This is a genomic window from Prevotella sp. AM23-5, from assembly GCF_003473645.1.
Taxonomy (GTDB): Bacteria; Bacteroidota; Bacteroidia; order Bacteroidales; family Bacteroidaceae; genus Prevotella; species Prevotella copri_A.
This window is the reverse complement of sequence record NZ_QUCG01000026.1, coordinates 4,672-23,674: the sequence shown is the minus strand read 5'-3', so window position 1 is coordinate 23,674 and position 19,003 is coordinate 4,672. Positions and strand designations below refer to the sequence as shown.

Below are 19,003 nucleotides of genomic sequence, written 5' to 3'. Positions count from 1 at the left end.
TAGACAAACAAAAGATTACTGGCAATCGCAATCATTGGCTGACGCCGGTGTTGGGATTGCCTCTTTTTGTTTATACACATTATTATATATATAGGAAATGAATTATCAAGAAACAACAGAATATCTCTTCAACAGTACTCCTGTCTTTGAGAAAATCGGAGCGAAGGCTTACAAGCCAGGTTTGCAGACCACATTCGCCCTGGATGATCACTTCGGTCATCCTCATCAGAAATACAAGACCATCCATATAGCCGGAACCAACGGCAAAGGCTCCTGCTCCCATACCCTTGCTGCCATTCTTCAGAGCCAGGGTTACAAGGTAGGACTCTACACCTCTCCCCATCTGGTAGATTTCAGAGAACGTATCCGAGTGAACGGAGAATGCGTTCCGGAGCAGTATGTCATTGACTTCGTTGAAGAGAACCGTGCTTTCTTCGAACCACTTCATCCATCCTTCTTCGAACTCACCACTGCCATGGCACTGAAATACTTCGCAGAGCAGAAGGTGGATTATGCAGTCATCGAAGTGGGACTGGGCGGAAGACTCGACTGCACCAACATCATCACCCCTATTCTTTCCATCATCACCAACATCAGCTTCGACCACACCCAGTTCCTGGGCAACACCCTTGCCGAGATTGCCGGTGAAAAGGCAGGAATCATCAAGCCTGGCGTTCCGGTAGTCATTGGAGAATACCTCCCGGAGACCCGACCTGTATTCGAGAACAAGGCGAAGGCTGAGAATGCACCGATTCTTTTCGCCCAGGACTTTGACGTAACCCGTCTGGAAAACAGCGAACCCAGCGATGTGGATATGGAACTCAAGGGTTCCTATCAGGAGCGCAACAAGAAGACAATCCTGACTGCACTTCATATACTGCGCCAGAAACTCGCCGTCAGTGATGAAGCCATCCGTGAAGGATTCGCCCACGTATGCGAACTGACTGGTCTGCGCGGAAGATGGGAAAAGCTCAATGATGCTCCCCTCACCATCTGCGATACGGGCCATAATCTCGCCGGCTGGAACTACCTTGCACCGCAGATCAACTCCGTAAAAGCCGAGACAAAGCACATCGTTTTCGGCATGGTGGATGACAAGGATGTGGCGCACGTATTACAACTATTGAAGGAAATGCTGGAAAACCGGGTAAAATACTACTGGACGCAGCCTTCTACCAAAAGAGCCATCCCTGTAGAGAAACTGAGCGAACTTGCATTAAAGCTTGGCTTACACGGAAGTCTATATCATTCTGTAAAAGAAGCATATAATGCAGCTCTAGAAAATGCAGAAAAGGGCGATTTTGTCTTCGTTGGCGGTTCAAGTTATGTAGTGGCAGATTTGCTCTCCTGAAAATTTTTAGTTTTTTTAAATCAAATAATTGCTAAATAATTTGTCACATTCATTTTTTTTTAGTTACTTTGCAGTAGATTACTTTAGAACATAAAGTAGAGTAACTAAAAAATGACATATTATGAATACAGAACCAGTTAACAAGTGTGGTTTGAAAAGAGAAGATTTTCAGACCACAGTACAGGGAAAGAAGACTGATCTCTTCGTGTTGAGAAACAATCAGGGCAACGAGGTTGCTGTGACGAACTACGGTGGTGCTGTTGTAGCTATCATGATGCCAGACAAGGACGGCAACTATGCCAACCTCGTTCAGGGTCACGACAACATCCAGGACGTCATTAACTCTCCTGAGCCTTTCTTGAGCACGCTCATCGGTCGATACGGTAACCGTATTAAGGAGGGTAAGTTTACTCTTCATGGCAAGGAGTATCAGTTAGCATGCAACAATGGCAAGAACCACTTGCATGGAGGTCCTACTGGATTCCACGCACATGTTTGGGATGCTACTCGTATGAGCGACAATGCTGTTGTCCTGAAGTACACCAGCCCATACGGCGAGGAAGGTTTCTCAGGTGAATTGACGGTTTGGGTGGCTTATACCTTGACCGACGACAATGAGTTCGTCATCAAGTATCAGGCAACCACCAACAAGATGACCATCTGCAACCTCACTCACCATGCGTTCTTCTCAATCCAGGGTATTGCTAACCCTACCCCAACAGTTGACAACATCATCTGTCAGGTTAACGCAGACTACTATCTCCCTATAGATGAGACATCTATCCCTACAGGTGAGATCTTGAAGGTAGAGGGTACTCCATTCGATTTCCGCACTCCAAAGCCAATCGGACAGGACATCGATGCAGATGATGAGCAGATTAAGAATGGTTCTGGCTACGACCATAACTATGTATTGAACAAGAAGGAAGAGGGCGAGTTGAGCTTTGCTGCTCGCATCAAGGATCCTGTAAGCTGCCGCACCATGGAGGTTTACACCACAGAGCCAGGTATGCAGATGTACACAGGTAACTTCTTGGCAGACTTCAAGGGTCAGCATGGTGCAACCTTCCCACGCCGCAGCGCAGTATGCTTCGAGGCACAGAAGTTCCCAGACACACCTAACCACCCTTACTTCCCAAGTTGCAAATTGTGTCCAGGTGAGACCTACACCCAGAAGACCATCTACAAGTTTGGTGTAGAGAAATAGGATAAATCACTAATAATCAGATAGGAGTTGCTGCCTCTGGAAAGAGAACTTCGAGGCAGCCACTCCTTTTTGCGGTAAAATTCTGACTAGAATAAACATTAAATAATAACAATATCAACTATCAAGTTTAAACAATGGAACAAAACAATGGAAACAACAACGGTCGTGTCATTGCAATCATCACGATGTGTTTTATCTTTGCAATGATCTCGTTCGTAACTAACATGGGAGCGCCTTTTGGCAACATCTGGGGCTTCAAGTACTCTTGGGCAGCCATGATGGGTAACTTCATGAACTTCGCCGCTTACCTCTTTATGGGTATTCCTGCAGGTAAGATGATCGAAAATAAGGGTTACAAGAAAACAGCTCTCATCGCGCTTGCAGTCGGTACAATCGGTTTGATGATTCAGTACTTATCAAGCATCTTCGGTGACGACATCCCAGTATTCACACTCAGCTCTGGCGCAGTTTGCCTCAACCTCATCATTTATCTGTTGGGTGCATTCATCTGCGGTTTCTGCGTATGTATGCTTAACACAGTGGTAAACCCAATGTTGAACTTGCTCGGTGGCGGCGGTAACCGTGGTAACCAGCTCATTCAGATTGGTGGTACATTGAACTCATTGAGTGGTACTCTTACCCCATTGTTGGCAGGTGTGCTCGTAGGTACAGTTACAGCCAACACCAGTATGAGCGACGTTGCTCCTCTCCTCTTCATCGGTATGGCAGTATTCATCGCAGCCTTCTTCATCATCTGGTTCGTAGCTATTCCTGAGCCAAACATCAAGAAGGAGAATGTACAGTACGACCACAGTCCTTGGTCTTTCCGTCACTGCGTACTCGGTGTCATCGGTATCTTCTTCTATGTAGGTGTTGAGATTGGTATTCCTGCTCAGCTTATCTTCTACATCAGTAGCATGGACTTCACAGGTGCAGCTTCTGTAGGTGGTGCTTTCGCAGCAGTTTACTGGTTGCTTATGATGTGCGGCCGATTCCTCAGCTCATTCATCAGCGGTGCCGTTTCTACCAAGACACAGATGACAGTAGTATCAACAGTAGCTATCCTCCTGTTGTTCACAGCCATCTTCTTGCCAGAGGCAAACACATTGAACTTCTCTTTGGCAGGTGATTCAGAGATTGCAAGCCTTCTCAAGCTCGACGACCACGGTACTGGCGTTGTAGCATTTACAATCCCTACCAAGTGTGTGCTCATCGCCATCTGCGGTTTGTGTACTTCTATCATGTGGGGTGGAATCTTCAACCTTGCTGTTGAGGGTCTTGGCAAATACACAGCTCAGGCATCAGGTATCTTCATGATGATGGTAGTTGGTGGTGGTGTAATGCCTCTCATCCAGGATGCAGTTGCTAAGGCTGCTGGCCCTATCGCATCTTACTGGGTTATCATCGCCATGATCGCATACATTCTTTTCTATGCGCTCGCAGGTTGCAAGAATGTCAACAAGGACATCCCTGTAGAGTAAATTCCGGAAAAATCTATTCCCGGGTGAAGCAAAACTTGATTTATCCGGGAATAACTAGCTTATAATCAAATCTTTAATAATAACTTTTTAAACAACAACTATTATGGACATCGAAAAAGTAAGAAGCCGTTTCATCAAGCACTTTGATGGCAAAACAGGTAACATCTATATGTCACCAGGTCGTATTAACCTGATTGGCGAGCACACAGATTATAATGGTGGATTCGTATTCCCAGGTGCAGTAGATAAGGGTATTATGGCTGAGATCCGTCCTAACGGAACAGAGACAGTGATGCTCTACTCTATCGACTTGAAGGACCGTGTAGAGTTCAAGGTAAACGACCCTGAGGGTCCTCGCGCATCTTGGGCACGCTACATCTACGGTATCTGTCAGGAGATGAAGGCTCTGGGTGTTGATGTAAAGGGCTTCAATGCTGCATTCTATGGCGACGTGCCTCTCGGTGCAGGTATGTCTTCTTCTGCTGCTCTTGAGAGCTGCTTCGCTTTCGCTTTGAACGATCTCTTCGGTGACAACAAGGTTTCTAAGTGGGATCTCGTTCTCGCTGGTCAGGCTACTGAGCACAAGTACGTAGGTGTAAACTGCGGTATTATGGACCAGTTTGCTTCTGTATTCGGCAAGGAGGGCAAGTTGATGCGTCTCGACTGCAACAGCCGTGAGTTCGAGTACTTCCCATTCGAGCCTAAGGGTTACAAGCTCTGCCTGGTTAACTCTAAGGTTAAGCACGAGTTGGCTGGTTCTCCATACAACGACCGCCGCAACTCTTGCGAGAACGTGGTTAAGCACATCGCTGCCAAGCACCCAGAGGCTAAGTTCGAGACTCTCCGTGATTGCACATGGGAGCAGTTGGAAGAGGTTCGCGCTGAGGTAGGCGAAGAGGATTACAGCCGCGCTCACTTCGTATTGGGCGAGAAGGACCGCGTATTGGCAGTCTGCGATGCTCTTGAGAAGGGTGACTACGAGACTGTAGGTCAGAAGATGTATGAGACTCACCACGGTTTGAGCAAGGAATACGAGGTAAGCTGCGAGGAGCTCGACTTCTTGAACGAGGTTGCCAAGGAGAATGGTGTTACTGGTAGCCGTATTATGGGTGGTGGCTTCGGTGGCTGCACCATCAACTTGGTTAAGGACGACATCTACGACAAGTTCGTTGAGGATGTTACAGCTAAGTTCACAGCTAAGTATGGTCACGCACCTGAGGTTTACCCAGTAGTTATCTCTGAGGGTTCTCACAAGGTTTGCTAATAGATACACATTATTATAATATAAAGGAACTGCAGTTGGTGTTTGCCAGCTGCAGTTTTTTCGTTATAAGATATTGTCACGACTTGAAAGATTTTGCCCTTTTCAGGGCGCGAGGAGCTTACGGGCGGAAATGACCGAAAAAGCTTAATGACCTTAATGACCGTGACCTTAATGACCGGAAAAGCTTAATGACACTTAATGACACTGACCTTAATGACACTCCCCTATCATAGAAAGCAGATTAAAGACAAAAAACACGGGAAAAACGACAGAAAAGAGGGGGCTTTGATGCAAATAGTGTTAAAAACACACTATAGAAGAAAAAAAGTTAGGGAAAAGTATTGTGGTTTCAAAATAAAATTGTAATTTTACACCCAAAATTAGTAAACAACATTAAAAGCAACCTAGAAATGAACAACGTAAAGAACCTTTTTATGGGAGTTGGTTTCGCAGCAGTCGCTACCCTCTCAGCATGTTCTTCAAGCAGCAATGCTAGTTTAACACAGTCTGGCTTGAATCCAGCAGACTTCGATTCTACTGTTTTGGGCAAGAAGACTGAGTTAGTTACCCTCAAGAATGCCAACGGCATGGAGGTTTGCCTCACCAACTATGGTGGTCGTGTAGTTTCCATCTCTGTCCCTGACAAGGATGGCAAGCCTACAGATGTAGTTCTCGGCTACGACAACATCCACCAGTATGCAGACACCCTCAACTCTCCTTCTGATTACGGATCATCAGTAGGCCGTTACGCCAACCGTATCAAGGACTCCAAGTTGACTCTTGCAGGCAAGACATATAATCTGAAGCCAAACGACAATGGCAACTGTCTTCACGGCGGAGGTGCTACCGGTTGGTTGAACCAGGTTTACGATATTACAGAGAAGAATGATTCTTCTGTAACCTTCACTATCCAGGCAAAGGATGGCGAGAATGGTTTCCCTGGCAATGTTACTGCAACAGCAAAATATACGGTAAAGAGCAACAATACACTCGACATCGAGTTTGGTGCTACAACCGATAAGGAGACCGTGGTTAACATGACCAACCACAGTTACTTCAACTTGAATGGCGATCCTTCTAAGGAAGGTTTCGATCAGGTTATGTACATCAATGCAGATAAGTTCACACCTGCAGATTCACTCTATATTCCAACAGGTGAAATCAAGGACGTAGAAGGAACTCCAATGGACTTCCGCACTCCTACCGAGATTGGCAAGAAGGTAGATTACAGCTTCGACCAGATCAAGAACGCTACAGGATACGACCACAACTGGTGTCTGAACACCTATAAGGATGGCAAGGGCGACGACAAGACCATCTGCGCAAGCCTCTACTCTCCAAAGAGCGGAATCCTCCTCGAGGTTTTCACCAATGAGCCAGGAATCCAAGTTTATACTGGTAACTTCCAGGGAACAGGTATTGCCTGCAAGCATGGAATCAAGTATCCTAAGCACGTGAGTGTCTGCTTCGAGAGCCAGATGTATCCAGATTCACCTACCAAGATAGCCCAGGGCGTAAAGGGATGGACAGATGCAACCTTGAAGCCAGGAGAGAAGTACTACTCTCACCTCGCTTACAAGTTCAGCGTCAAGAAGTAAGGAATGGCTATGCGGCGGATTGCAAATCCGCCGAGACCCAAGTAAGGAAGGCAAAACGGCGGATTGCAAATCCGCCGAACTCCATAGGATTAAGCATCCAATAAAAGAAAGAATAAACAATAATAAATAAACAAACGATCTTATAGTAATTATGAATTGGAATTCAACAGAATTCGTATGGCTTGATTGGGCAGTACTCGCCATTGGTGTAATCGGCGTTATCTGGGCAGTCTGGCATGCGATTGTGAAAGACAGAAAGGCTCAGCAAGGTGAAGACTCTTCTGCTTACCTCTTCGGTAAGGGCGAGCCATGGTATGTAATCGGTATGGCTATCTTCGCAGCCAACATCGGTTCAGAGCACCTTGTGGGTCTTGCTGGTACTGGCGCCAAGAGCGGTGTAGGTATGGCTCACTGGGAGATGCAGGGTTGGATGATCCTCATCCTCGGTTGGTTGTTCGTACCTTTCTATCAGTTGCTCATCAACAAGATGGGTAAGATCATCACCATGCCTGACTTTCTGAAGTTCCGCTATACTCAGCGTACAGGTTCATGGCTCTCTATCATCACACTCGTTGCTTACATTCTCACCAAGGTGAGCGTTACTGCACTTACAGGTGGTATTTTCTTCGAGTATCTCTGGGGCTTGAACTTCTGGGTAGGTGCTATCGGTTTGATCATTCTCACCACCATCTTCACCGTATTCGGCGGTATGAAGGGTGTAATGACTCTGTCAACCATCCAGACTCCTATCCTCGTCATCGGTTCATTCCTCGTGCTCTTCCTCGGTCTCTCTACCCTCGGCGGTGGAAGCATCTCTGCAGGTTGGGCAGATATGATGGACTACTGCGGCAAGTTGAACAACGGCTACGGTACAACCCACATGTTCCACTGGGAGGCTGGTGACTCAATGTATCAGGAGTATCCAGGCTTCGTAGTATTCATCGGTGCAACCATCATTGGTTTCTGGTACTGGTGTACTGACCAGCACATCGTTCAGCGTGTACTCGGTCAGGTTCCTGGCGAGAGCAACGTAGAGGTAATGAAGCGTGCTCGCCGCGGTACTATCGCTGCCGGTTTCTTCAAGGTTCTCCCTTGCTTCATGTTCCTCATTCCAGGTATGATTGCAGCAGCTCTGGCTCAGAAGGGCGCAATCCAGATGAACGAGACTGATGCAGCCTTCGCCATCATGGTAAAGACCGTGCTTCCTGCAGGTATCAAGGGAATCGTAACCATCGGTTTCATCTGCGCACTCGTTGCTTCATTGGCAGCATTCTTCAACAGCTGTGCTACCCTCTTCACCGAGGACTTCTACAAGCCATTGAAGAAGGGAATGTCAGAGGCTCACTATGTACTCGTTGGCCGTATCGCTACCGTAGTAGTTGTAGTTCTCGGTTTTGCCTGGTTGCCAATCATGATGAAGATGGACACCCTTTACAACTACCTCCAGGGAATCCAGTCACTTCTGGCTCCAGCCATGGTAGCAGTATTTGCGATGGGTATTTTCTTCAAGAAGATTACTCCAAAGGCAGGTGAATACACCATGATTACCGGTTTCCTCATCGGTATGCTCCGCCTCGTTACCAACGTCATTACTGATACAGGTAAGGCAACAATGGATGGTGCGTTCTGGGATTACACAGCATGGTTCTGGCAGACCAACTGGCTCGTGTTCGAGTGCTGGCTGCTCGTCTTCCTCATCATCTTCATGGTAGTAGTGAGCTGCTTCACTCCAGCCCCAAGCAAGGAGCAGGTAGAGGCAATCACCTTCACATCCGACTTCAAGAAGTCTATCCGTGAGAGCTGGGGTGCGTTCGATATCATAGGTACACTCGTAGTAATCGGCCTCTGCGCTGCATTCTACGCTTACTTCTGGTAAAATATAGAAAAAGTTAGGAGTTAGAAGCTGAAAGGATGGAATTTTCCTTTAGTGTGTAATAGTTAGCAGGTTCCTTTCTTCTCCTTCTGACTCCCAACTTCCCTAAAAAAAACTATCAATCAAATTCATTGAATCTTAACATCAAAAATCAACACGACCATGACGCAGTTTTATAATGAATACTCCAAAGTTCTGGTTTCCGTGGACTGCATTATCTTCGGATTTAACGGCAACAACCTTCAAGTTCTGATAGGCAAACGAAAAATGGACCCGGGACGCGGCGAATGGTCACTCTATGGTGGTTTCGTTGGAGCCAACGAAAATCTAGAGGACGCTGCAAACAGAGTCATCCTGGATCTTACTGGAATGAAGAACCTCTATATTAGACAAGTGGGTGCGTTCGGCCGAATCGACCGTGACCCAGGTGAGCGAGTCATCTCCATCGCCTATTGCGCCCTCATCAATGTGGTAGATTACGATGATAGTCTCCGCATCGAGCACGGCCTGGAATGGGTAAGCCTGAATGAACTTCCAGAACTCTATTCCGACCACCGAACCATGATTCACGACGCCATCTGTCAGATTCGCCGTCGCATCAATCATGAGCCACTGAGCTTCAAGCTCCTCCCCGACCTCTTTACGCTGACTCAGCTTCAGCACGTGTTCGAGGCTGTGATGGGAGAAGAGATTGACAAGCGCAACTTCCGCAAGCGCGTGAAGGATATTGACTTTATCGAGAAGACAGAACTCATCGACAAGGTTACTTCGAAACGAGGCGCTGCCCTCTACCGCTTCAACAAGAAAGCATACGAGGAAGACCCATCGTTCAACTTGAAATAGAAAACAAACAGTTCCTTTGCTGAAGGAACTCCCAATATAGAAATAAATAACTTTAACGAAATATATTATGTTAGAAGAATTAAAAGAAAAAGTGTTCAAGGCAAACCTTGACCTGGTGAAGCACAACCTCGTGCTCTTTACATGGGGAAATGTAAGCGGAATCGACCGCGAGAAGGGTCTGGTTGTCATCAAGCCATCAGGTGTTGACTATGACACCATGAAGGCGAGCGACATGGTGGTAGTTGACCTGGAGACCGGCAAGGTAGTAGAAGGCGACCTGAATCCTTCTTCAGATACTCCTACCCACCTGGTTCTCTACCGTGCATTCCCAGAGTTGGGCGGCGTGGTTCACACCCACTCTACCTACGCTACAGCCTGGGCTCAGGCTGGATTGGACATCCCTAACATCGGTACTACTCACGCAGACTATTTCCACGACTGCATTCCTTGCACCGATGCAATGACAGAGGATATGATGGCCGAGTATGAGCACAATACAGGTGTAGTAATCGTTGACAGATTCAAGAAGGACAACATCAACCCGGTTCACACTCCAGGTGTACTGGTGAAGAACCACGGTCCTTTCACATGGGGTAAGAATGCTGACCAGGCTGTCTATCACGCAGTGGTAGCCGAGCAGGTGGCAAAGATGGCGTTCATCTCTTTCAGCGTGAATCCAAACACCACCATGAACCCATTGCTCGTAGAGAAGCACTTCAACCGCAAGCACGGTCCTAACGCTTACTACGGACAGAAGAAGCACTAATCTCCGAATGAGATTGATGCTGACAGAAGAATAAAAAAGATTTTCAATAACACAATATTTAAAAACAATAAAACAACAAACAATCATGATTAAAGCATTTGAGAATTTAGAGGTATGGTTTGTAACTGGTGCACAGCTTCTTTACGGAGGCGAGACAGTTAAGATAGTAGATGGTCACTCAAAGGACATGGTAGATGGTCTGAACAACAGTGGCATCATTCCAATCAAGGTAGTTTACAAGGGCACAGCTAACTCTTCTGCAGAGGTAGAGGCTGTGATGAAGGCTGCCAACAACGACGCTAAGTGCGTAGGTATCATCACATGGATGCACACCTTCTCTCCTGCTAAGATGTGGATCAAGGGCTTGCAGGCTCTCGAGAAGCCTCTCCTCCACTTCCACACTCAGTATAACGCAGAACTCCCTTGGGATTCTATCGACATGGACTTCATGAACCTCAACCAGTCTGCTCACGGCGACATCGAGTTCGGTCACATCTGCACCCGTATGCGCATCCCTAGAAAGGTAGTTGTAGGTTACTGGAAAAGCGAAGAGGCTCAGAAGCAGATTGCAACATGGGCTCGCGTAGCTGCAGGTGTTGCTGATGCTCACAACGTACGCTGCCTCATGTTCGGTATGAACATGAACAATGTAGCCGTAACAGATGGCGACCGCGTAGAGTTCGAGCAGCGCATGGGTTACCACGTAGATTACTACCCAGTATCTTCACTTATGGAGTACTTCAAGAAGGTAACAGATGCTGAGGCAGATGCTCTCGTTGAGGAGTACAAGAAGGAATATACTATCAAGATTGATGAGTCTGGCGAGGAAGTTTACTGGGAGAAGGTAAAGAACGCAGCTAAGGCAGAGATTGCTCTCCGTCGCGTATTGAAGGATGAGAATGCAGTAGCATTCACAACCAACTTCGATGACCTCGGCGATGCAGACATCGACGATCCTAACTTCTGCGGTTTCGACCAGATTCCTGGTTTGGCTTCACAGCGCCTGATGGCAGAGGGTTATGGTTTCGGTGCAGAGGGTGACTGGAAGACAGCTTGCCTCTACCGCACACTCTGGGTAATGAACCAGGGCTTGGAGAAGGGTTGCTCATTCCTTGAGGACTACACACTCAACTTCGCTGAGGACCGCACATCTAGCCTCCAGAGCCACATGCTCGAGGTTTGCCCATTGATCGCTACAGACAAGCCAAAGCTCGAGGTTCACTTCCTCGGCATCGGTATCCGTAAGCAGCAGACAGCTCGCCTCGTGTTCACATCTAAGACAGGTAAGGGTGTTAAGGCAACTGTAGTTGACCTCGGCAACCGTTTCCGTCTCATCGCAAGTGAGGTAGAGTGCATCGAGCCAAAGGCAATGCCTAAGCTCCCTGTAGCTTCTGCACTCTGGGTTCCACAGCCAACCTTCGAGATTGGTGCAGGTGCTTGGATCCTCGCTGGTGGTACTCACCACAGTGCATTCTCTTACGACATCACTGCTGAGTACTGGGAGGACTTCTGCGAGATTCTGGGTATTGAGTTCGTCAACATCGACAAGAACACAACTATCAGCAGCTTCAAGCAGCAGCTCCGCAACAATGAGATTTACTACATGCTCAACAAGGCATTGAGATAATTTTTATTGAATATTATAAGAAATGAGCGCAAAAACTATTATAGAATCAGGTAAAGCCATCCTCGGTATCGAGTTTGGCTCTACCCGAATCAAGGCTGTCTTGATCGACACCGACAACAACCCTATCGCACAGGGTAGCTTTGAGTGGGAAAACCAGCTGGTTGATGGCCTCTGGACTTACAGCATCGACACCATCTGGAAAGGTTTGCAGGATTGCTACGCTGATCTCCGCAAGAACGTGAAGGCTGAGTACGACTGCGAAATCAAGCAGTTGGCAGCCATCGGTATTTCTGCGATGATGCACGGCTACATGGCTTTCGGCAAGGATGAGAACATCCTCGTTCCTTTCCGCACCTGGCGCAACACCAACACCGCACAGGCAGCAGCCGAGCTTTCAGAGCTCTTCCACTTCAACATCCCATTGCGTTGGAGCATCTCTCACGTTTATCAGGCTATCCTCAACGGCGAGAAACACATCAATAAGATTGACTTCCTCACCACGCTCGCCGGTTACATCCACTGGCAGCTCACAGGCAAGAAGGTGCTGGGCATAGGCGACGCATCAGGTATGCTCCCTATCGATTCAAACACCAACAACTACGATGCAGAGATGGTAGCTAAGTTCGACAAGCTCATCGAGCCTAAGAACCTGGGCTGGAAGATTCTCGACATTCTCCCAGAGGTTTTGAACGCAGGTGAAGACGCTGGCGTTCTGACCGAGGAAGGTGCCAAGAAGCTCGACCCATCTGGCACACTCCAGGCTGGTGCTCCTCTCTGTCCTCCTGAGGGCGATGCAGGTACGGGTATGGTAGCTACCAATGCCGTTCGCCAGCGCACCGGTAATGTAAGTGCAGGTACTTCTTCTTTCTCTATGATTGTGTTGGAGAAAGCCTTGAGCCAACCTTACGAAGTCATTGATATGGTGACAACTCCAGACGGCAGTCCTGTTGCCATGGTTCACTGCAACAACTGTACTTCCGACCTCAATGCATGGGTTGGCTTGTTCAAGCAGTACCAGGAGTTGCTCGGCGTTCCTGTAGATATGAACGAGGTATTCGGCAAGCTCTACAACCACGCTCTCGAGGGCGATGCAGACTGCGGCGGACTGATTGCTTACAACTACATCTCAGGTGAGCCTGTAACAGGTCTTGCAGAAGGTCGCCCAATGTTCGTACGTTCTGCCAACGACCACTTCAACCTCGCCAATTTCATGCGCGCCAACCTCTACGCTTCAGTAGCCGTATTGAAGATTGGCAACGATGTATTGTTCAAGGACGAGAAGGTACAGGTGGACCGCATCACCGGTCATGGCGGTTTGTTCAAGACCAAGGGTGTAGGTCAGCGCATTCTCGCAGCAGCCATCAACTCCCCTATCTCTGTCATGGAGACTGCAGGCGAAGGTGGTGCATGGGGCATTGCCCTGCTCGCAGGCTATCTCGTCAACAATGCTGAGAAGCTGAGCCTGGCTGATTACCTCGACCAGAAGGTATTTGCCGGCAATACAGGTGTAGAAATCGCTCCTACAGCAGAAGACGTAGCAGGTTTCGACAAGTACATCGAAACCTACAAGGCTGGTCTTGCCATCGAGCAGGCAGCTGTAGCCAACAAGAAATAATCCCATCTTTTTCAGTACGTTTGTGGGGGGAATTGACCCTCACAAACGTACTATCAATAAATTTAAACTTCAATTTACCCCTATTCTTATAACAACACAAAACTTACAAACATGATGAATAAACTTTTCGCTGCTGCCCTCCTCTCTTCAGCGGTTGCATTCTCTGCTCAGGCTCAGGATGTAACAGGAACCATCCATGCAAATCAGGGAACTCAGAAAATCAACCGTGAAATCTACGGTCAGTTTGCCGAGCATCTCGGAAGCTGCATCTATGGTGGACTCTGGGTAGGTCCGGAGTCAAATATCCCTAACACCCAGGGTTACCGCAACGACGTGCTCCAAGCCCTCAAGGACCTCAAGGTTCCAGTCTTGAGATGGCCAGGAGGATGCTTCGCCGACGAGTACCACTGGATGGACGGAATCGGTCCGCGTGAGAATCGCCCTAAGATGCAGAATAACAACTGGGGAGGAACCATCGAGGACAACTCCTTCGGAACCCACGAGTTCCTGAATCTCTGCGAGATGCTGGGCTGCGAGCCTTACATCAGCGGCAACGTTGGTTCGGGAACGGTAGAGGAACTGGCTAAATGGGTAGAATACATGACCAGCGACGGCGATACTCCGATGGCAAAGCTCCGCCGACAGAACGGACGCGACAAGGCATGGAAGGTGAAATACCTCGGAGTGGGCAACGAGAGCTGGGGATGCGGTGGAAACATGCGCCCAGAATACTACGCTGACCTCTTCCGCCGTTACTCCGTATATTGCCGCAACTATGATGGCAACGAACTCTACAAGATTGCATCAGGAGCCAGCGACTACGATTACAACTGGACCAAGGTGCTGATGGACCGTGTAGGTCATCGTGCCAACGGAATTTCCCTACATTATTATACAGTAACCGGATGGAGCGGAAGCAAGGGTTCGGCTACCAAGTTCAGCAACGACGACTACTACTGGACCATGGGCAAATGCCTCGGCATTGAAGACGTGATCAAGAAGCACGAAGCCATCATGGACAAGGCTGACCCAAAGAAGCAGATCGGTCTGCTCGTAGATGAATGGGGAACCTGGTGGGATGAGGAACCAGGAACCATCAAGGGTCACCTCTATCAGCAGAACTGCATGCGCGATGCTTTCGTCGCAGCTCTCTCTCTGAACGTGTTCCACCGTCACGCCGACCGCATCAAGATGGCAAACATCGCCCAGGTAGTGAACGTGCTCCAGTCTATGATTCTCACCGACACCAAGGGCACCGGTCATATGGTTCTCACTCCAACCTACCACGTGTTCAAGATGTACAAGGACTTCCAGGATGCAACCTATCTCCCTATGGACGTGAAGTGCGATTCTATGGATGTCCGTGGCGATGATCACGCCAAGGAAGGCAGAAAGATTCCTGTGGTTTCTACATCTGCAGCCAAGAAGGCAGACGGCACCGTAGTGGTTTCACTCGCCAACGTAAGCCTCGACAAGGCTCAGGAGGTAGTGTTCAGCCTCGATGGACTGAAGGCTCCAAAGACAGTGGCAGGCGAGATTCTTACCTGCAAGAAGGTGAGCGATTTCAACGATTTCGAGCACCCGGATGTAGTGAAGCCAGCAACATTCAAGGATGCAAAATTGAAGAAAAACACCTTGAAAGTGAAAATTCCTGCAAAATCTATCGTAGTTTTGAAAATAAAATAGTACTTTTGTAGGGTAAATTGCTCATATCATCAGTCCTCTTCACGATAAGAGGCTGATGAGCAATCAGTTTCAGCAGAAAAAACAATAACAACAACATTAAATACATTTGTATGATGAACGACATTAAAGTAATGAATCATGCAGCAGATAATATCCGTATCTTGGCTGCTTCAATGGTAGAAAAGGCAAACTCTGGTCACCCAGGTGGTGCTATGGGTGGTTCTGACTTCATCAACGTGCTCTTCGCAGAGTACCTGGTTTATGATCCAGCAGATCCAACATGGACAGGTCGCGACCGCTTCTTCCTCGACCCAGGTCACATGAGCCCAATGCTCTATGCAGGTTTGGCTTTGCGCGGTTTCTTCTCTATCGAAGACCTCAAGCAGTTCCGCCAGTGGGGTTCAGTAACTCCAGGTCACCCAGAGCTCGATCTTCAGCGTGGTATCGAGAACTCATCAGGTCCTCTCGGTCAGGGTCACGCACTCGCAGCTGGTGCAGCTGTTGCTGAGAAGTTCCTTGAGGCACGTCTGGGTTCAACCATGATGCAGCACAAGATCTACGCATACATTTCTGATGGTGCTGTAGAGGAGGAAATCTCTCAGGGTGTAGGTCGTATCGCCGGCAACCTCGGTTTGAACAATCTTATCATGTTCTACGATTCTAACGACATCCAGCTCTCTACAGAGTGCGGCGTTGTAATGAACGAGGATACAGAGATGAAGTACAAGGCTTGGGGCTGGAATGTCATCAAGATCAATGGTAACGACGTAGCTCAGATTCGTGAGGCTCTCGATGCTGCCCAGAAGGAGCAGGATCGCCCTACCCTCATCATCGGTAAGACCGTAATGGGTAAGGGTGCTCTCCGCGCAGACGGCACAAGCTACGAGGCTTGCATCAATACTCACGGTGCTCCTCTCGGTGGCGACGCTTACGTTAACACTATCAAGCACCTCGGTGGTGATCCTGAGAACGCATTCGTTATCTTCGACGATGTAAAGGAGATCTACGCTAAGCGTGCTGAGGAGTTGAAGAAGATTGTTGCTGAGCGCAAGGCTGCAGAGGCTGAGTGGCGCAAGGCTAACCCAGAGAAGGCTGCTCAGATGGATGAGTGGTTCAGCGGCAAGGCTCCTAAGGTAGATTGGAGCAAGGTTGAGCAGAAGGCTGGTTCAGCTACTCGTGCTGCTTCTGCTGCTTGTCTCGGTGTTTTGGCAGAGCAGGTTCCTAACATGATCTGTGCATCTGCTGACCTTTCTAACTCAGATAAGACAGATGGTTTCTTGAAGGAGACCAAGAGCATCGTTCGCGGTGACTTCTCAGGTGCTTTCTTCCAGGCAGGTGTTGCTGAGTTGACTATGGCTGATATGTGTATCGGTATGATGCTCCACGGTGGTGTGGTTGCAGCAATGGGTACATTCTTCGTATTCTCTGATTATATGAAGCCAGCTGTCCGTATGGCAGCCTTGATGCAGGTTCCAGTGAAGTTCATCTGGACTCACGATGCATTCCGCGTTGGTGAGGACGGACCTACTCACGAGCCAGTTGAGCAGGAGGCACAGATCCGTCTCATGGAGAAGTTGAAGAATCACGCAGGCAAGGACAGCGTTCGCGTATTCCGTCCAGCTGATGTAGAAGAGACTACTGTTTGCTGGAAGCTCGCTATGGAGAACGTTGACACTCCAACAGCGCTCATCTTCTCTCGCCAGGGCATTGCCAACTTGCCAGAGGGTAACGATTACGAGCAGGCTGCCAAGGGTGCTTACATCGTAGCAGGCAGCGACGAGAATCCAGACGTTATCCTCGTAGCAAGCGGTTCTGAGGTTTCTACATTGGAGGCTGGTTGCGAGGCTTTGCGTGCCGACGGCATCAAGGTTCGCGTGGTAAGTGCTCCATCAGAGGGCTTGTTCCGTGGTCAGAGCAAGGAGTATCAGGAGAGCGTATTGCCAAAGAACGCTAAGATCTTCGGTATGACTGCTGGTCTTCCTGTAACTCTCGAGGGTCTCGTAGGCGCTAACGGTAAGGTTTGGGGCTTGGAGAGCTTTGGTTTCTCAGCTCCTTACAAGGTGCTCGATGAGAAGCTCGGCTACACAGGTGAGAATGTTTACAAGCAGGTCAAGGCTTTCTTGGCTGAGGCTTAATTAGCATAAACTAAACAGGAGTTGGAAGCTGGAGTTGGAGATTTTGCCGGATGGCAGATTTCCATTTCCGGCATCCGACTCCTTTCACTCTTTTAATATTAACCTTATGAAGGACAAGGGTTTATCCCGGTTTCTTCACTTAAAAACTTAAAGTATTATGGAAGTAAAGACAGTTGGTATTGCATGCGACCATGCAGGTTTTCCATTGAAGCAGTTCGTATTGGAATATTTGGAGAAGAAGGGTTATCCTGTAAAGGATTACGGTACATACAGCGATGCGAGTGTTGACTATCCTGACTTCGGCCATGCGCTCGGCGAAGGCATTGAGAGCGGCGAGGTTTATCCAGGTATCGGCATTTGCGGCAGTGGCGAGGGAATCGCCATGACATTGAACAAGCATCAGGGTGTACGTGCCGGTTTGGCATGGTGCAAGGAGATTGCTCATCTCGTTCGCCAGCATAATGATGCCAATGTATTGGTACTTCCTGGCCGTTTCGTTGACAACAAGACCGCCGAGGCTATCCTCGACGAGTTCTTCGCTACTACCTTCGAGGGTGGCCGTCATGAGCGCCGCGTCAAGAAGATTCCTCTCCAGAAGTAAGGAAGGAGTTTAAGGGGGAGTTAAGGGAATCTCTTAACTCCCCTATAATAATTTATAACCATCAAAACATAAAGATTATGAGCAAATATTTTGCAGAATCAGAACTCATCATCAATGAAGATGGAAGTTGCTTCCACCTTCATCTGCGCCCGGAGCAGGTGGCTGACAAGGTAATCCTTGTGGGCGACCCAGGCAGAGTAGCCCTCGTAGCATCTCACTTCGAGACCCAGGAGTGCGAGGTGGCAAGCCGCGAATTCCACGCCATCACCGGAACATATAAAGGCAAGAGAATCACCGTGCAGAGCACCGGTATAGGATGCGATAATATTGACATCGTGGTCAACGAGCTGGATGCACTGAAGAACATCGACTTCGCTACTCGCACCGAGAAACCGGAGCACACCACCCTCACCCTCGTGCGCATCGGAACCTGTGGCGGACTGCAGCTCAACTGTCCTGCCGGAACCTTCGTCGCTTCACAGAAGAGCATCGGTTTCGATGGACTCATCAACTTCTATGCCCGCCGCAACGAAATCTGCGACCTCGAGACAGAGGCAGAATTCAAGCGCCAGGTGAAGTGGAACGACCAGATTGGCAATCCATACTGCGTAAACAACGATCCGGAGCTGCTCGATCAGATTGCCGGAGACGACATGGTTCGCGGAATCACCATCGCCTGCGGCGGATTCTATGGTCCGCAGGGCAGAGAGCTCCGTGCCCCTCTTGCCGATCCGGAACTTAACCAAAAGATTGAAGCATTCGAGTATAAAGGCTTGCGTGTCAACAACTTTGAGATGGAGAGTTCAGCCCTAGCTGGTCTTTCTCTCCTCTTAGGCCATAAGGCACTCACCTGCTGCATGGTCATCGCCAATCGCCGTGCCCTCAGTGCCAACACAGGCTATAAGAGCACCATCGACAACCTCATCAAGGTTGTATTAGATAGAATCTAGTTCATT

14 protein-coding genes are annotated in these 19,003 nt (G+C 48.6%); all 14 read left to right on the top strand.

Going from position 1 to position 19,003, the window contains the following annotated elements; translation table 11 throughout:
• The first annotated feature begins 97 nt into the window (after positions 1 to 97).
• A complete protein-coding gene (locus DW657_RS08090) occupies positions 98 to 1,351 on the top strand; it encodes a folylpolyglutamate synthase/dihydrofolate synthase family protein (RefSeq protein WP_118312115.1) in 1,254 nt (417 codons plus the stop codon).
• Between the two features lie 121 nt (positions 1,352 to 1,472).
• Positions 1,473 to 2,558 (top strand): aldose epimerase family protein, encoded by a 1,086-nt coding sequence (locus DW657_RS08085; protein ID WP_262924349.1) that lies wholly within the window; start codon positions 1,473 to 1,475, stop codon positions 2,556 to 2,558.
• Positions 2,559 to 2,692: 134 nt separating this feature from the next.
• A complete protein-coding gene (locus tag DW657_RS08080) occupies positions 2,693 to 4,039 on the top strand; it encodes an MFS transporter (protein WP_118312113.1) in 1,347 nt (448 codons plus the stop codon).
• 103 nt (positions 4,040 to 4,142) lie between these two features.
• The gene (galK, locus tag DW657_RS08075) at positions 4,143 to 5,303 is read left to right on the top strand and encodes a galactokinase (protein WP_118312112.1); all 1,161 of its coding nucleotides are present in this window, start codon (positions 4,143 to 4,145) and stop codon (positions 5,301 to 5,303) included.
• A 410-nt stretch (positions 5,304 to 5,713) separates the two neighbouring features.
• Positions 5,714 to 6,901: an aldose epimerase family protein gene (locus DW657_RS08070; protein ID WP_118312111.1), complete on the top strand. Its 1,188-nt coding sequence runs from the start codon at positions 5,714 to 5,716 to the stop codon at positions 6,899 to 6,901.
• Between the two features lie 151 nt (positions 6,902 to 7,052).
• Positions 7,053 to 8,777: a sodium:solute symporter gene (locus tag DW657_RS08065; protein WP_118312110.1), complete on the top strand. Its 1,725-nt coding sequence runs from the start codon at positions 7,053 to 7,055 to the stop codon at positions 8,775 to 8,777.
• Positions 8,778 to 8,936: 159 nt separating this feature from the next.
• Positions 8,937 to 9,617, top strand: coding sequence for an NUDIX domain-containing protein (locus tag DW657_RS08060; protein WP_117663351.1), 681 nt, complete (start codon positions 8,937 to 8,939; stop codon positions 9,615 to 9,617).
• Between the two features lie 67 nt (positions 9,618 to 9,684).
• Entirely contained in the window at positions 9,685 to 10,383 is a 699-nt protein-coding gene (locus DW657_RS08055; protein ID WP_118312109.1) for an L-ribulose-5-phosphate 4-epimerase, read from the top strand.
• 85 nt (positions 10,384 to 10,468) lie between these two features.
• Positions 10,469 to 12,010: an L-arabinose isomerase gene (gene araA, locus DW657_RS08050; protein WP_118312108.1), complete on the top strand. Its 1,542-nt coding sequence runs from the start codon at positions 10,469 to 10,471 to the stop codon at positions 12,008 to 12,010.
• A gap of 22 nt (positions 12,011 to 12,032) precedes the next feature.
• Positions 12,033 to 13,625, top strand: coding sequence for a xylulokinase (locus DW657_RS08045; protein WP_118312107.1), 1,593 nt, complete (start codon positions 12,033 to 12,035; stop codon positions 13,623 to 13,625).
• Between the two features lie 111 nt (positions 13,626 to 13,736).
• Positions 13,737 to 15,311, top strand: coding sequence for an alpha-N-arabinofuranosidase (locus tag DW657_RS08040; protein ID WP_118312106.1), 1,575 nt, complete (start codon positions 13,737 to 13,739; stop codon positions 15,309 to 15,311).
• Positions 15,312 to 15,424: 113 nt separating this feature from the next.
• Positions 15,425 to 17,446, top strand: a complete 2,022-nt coding sequence (locus DW657_RS08035) for a transketolase (protein ID WP_118312140.1) — start codon at positions 15,425 to 15,427, stop codon at positions 17,444 to 17,446.
• Positions 17,447 to 17,603: 157 nt separating this feature from the next.
• On the top strand, positions 17,604 to 18,047 hold the full coding sequence (locus DW657_RS08030) for an RpiB/LacA/LacB family sugar-phosphate isomerase (RefSeq protein WP_118312105.1): 444 nt from the start codon (positions 17,604 to 17,606) through the stop codon (positions 18,045 to 18,047).
• Between the two features lie 77 nt (positions 18,048 to 18,124).
• On the top strand, positions 18,125 to 18,997 hold the full coding sequence (locus DW657_RS08025; protein WP_118312104.1) for a nucleoside phosphorylase: 873 nt from the start codon (positions 18,125 to 18,127) through the stop codon (positions 18,995 to 18,997).
• Positions 18,998 to 19,003 lie beyond the last annotated feature (6 nt).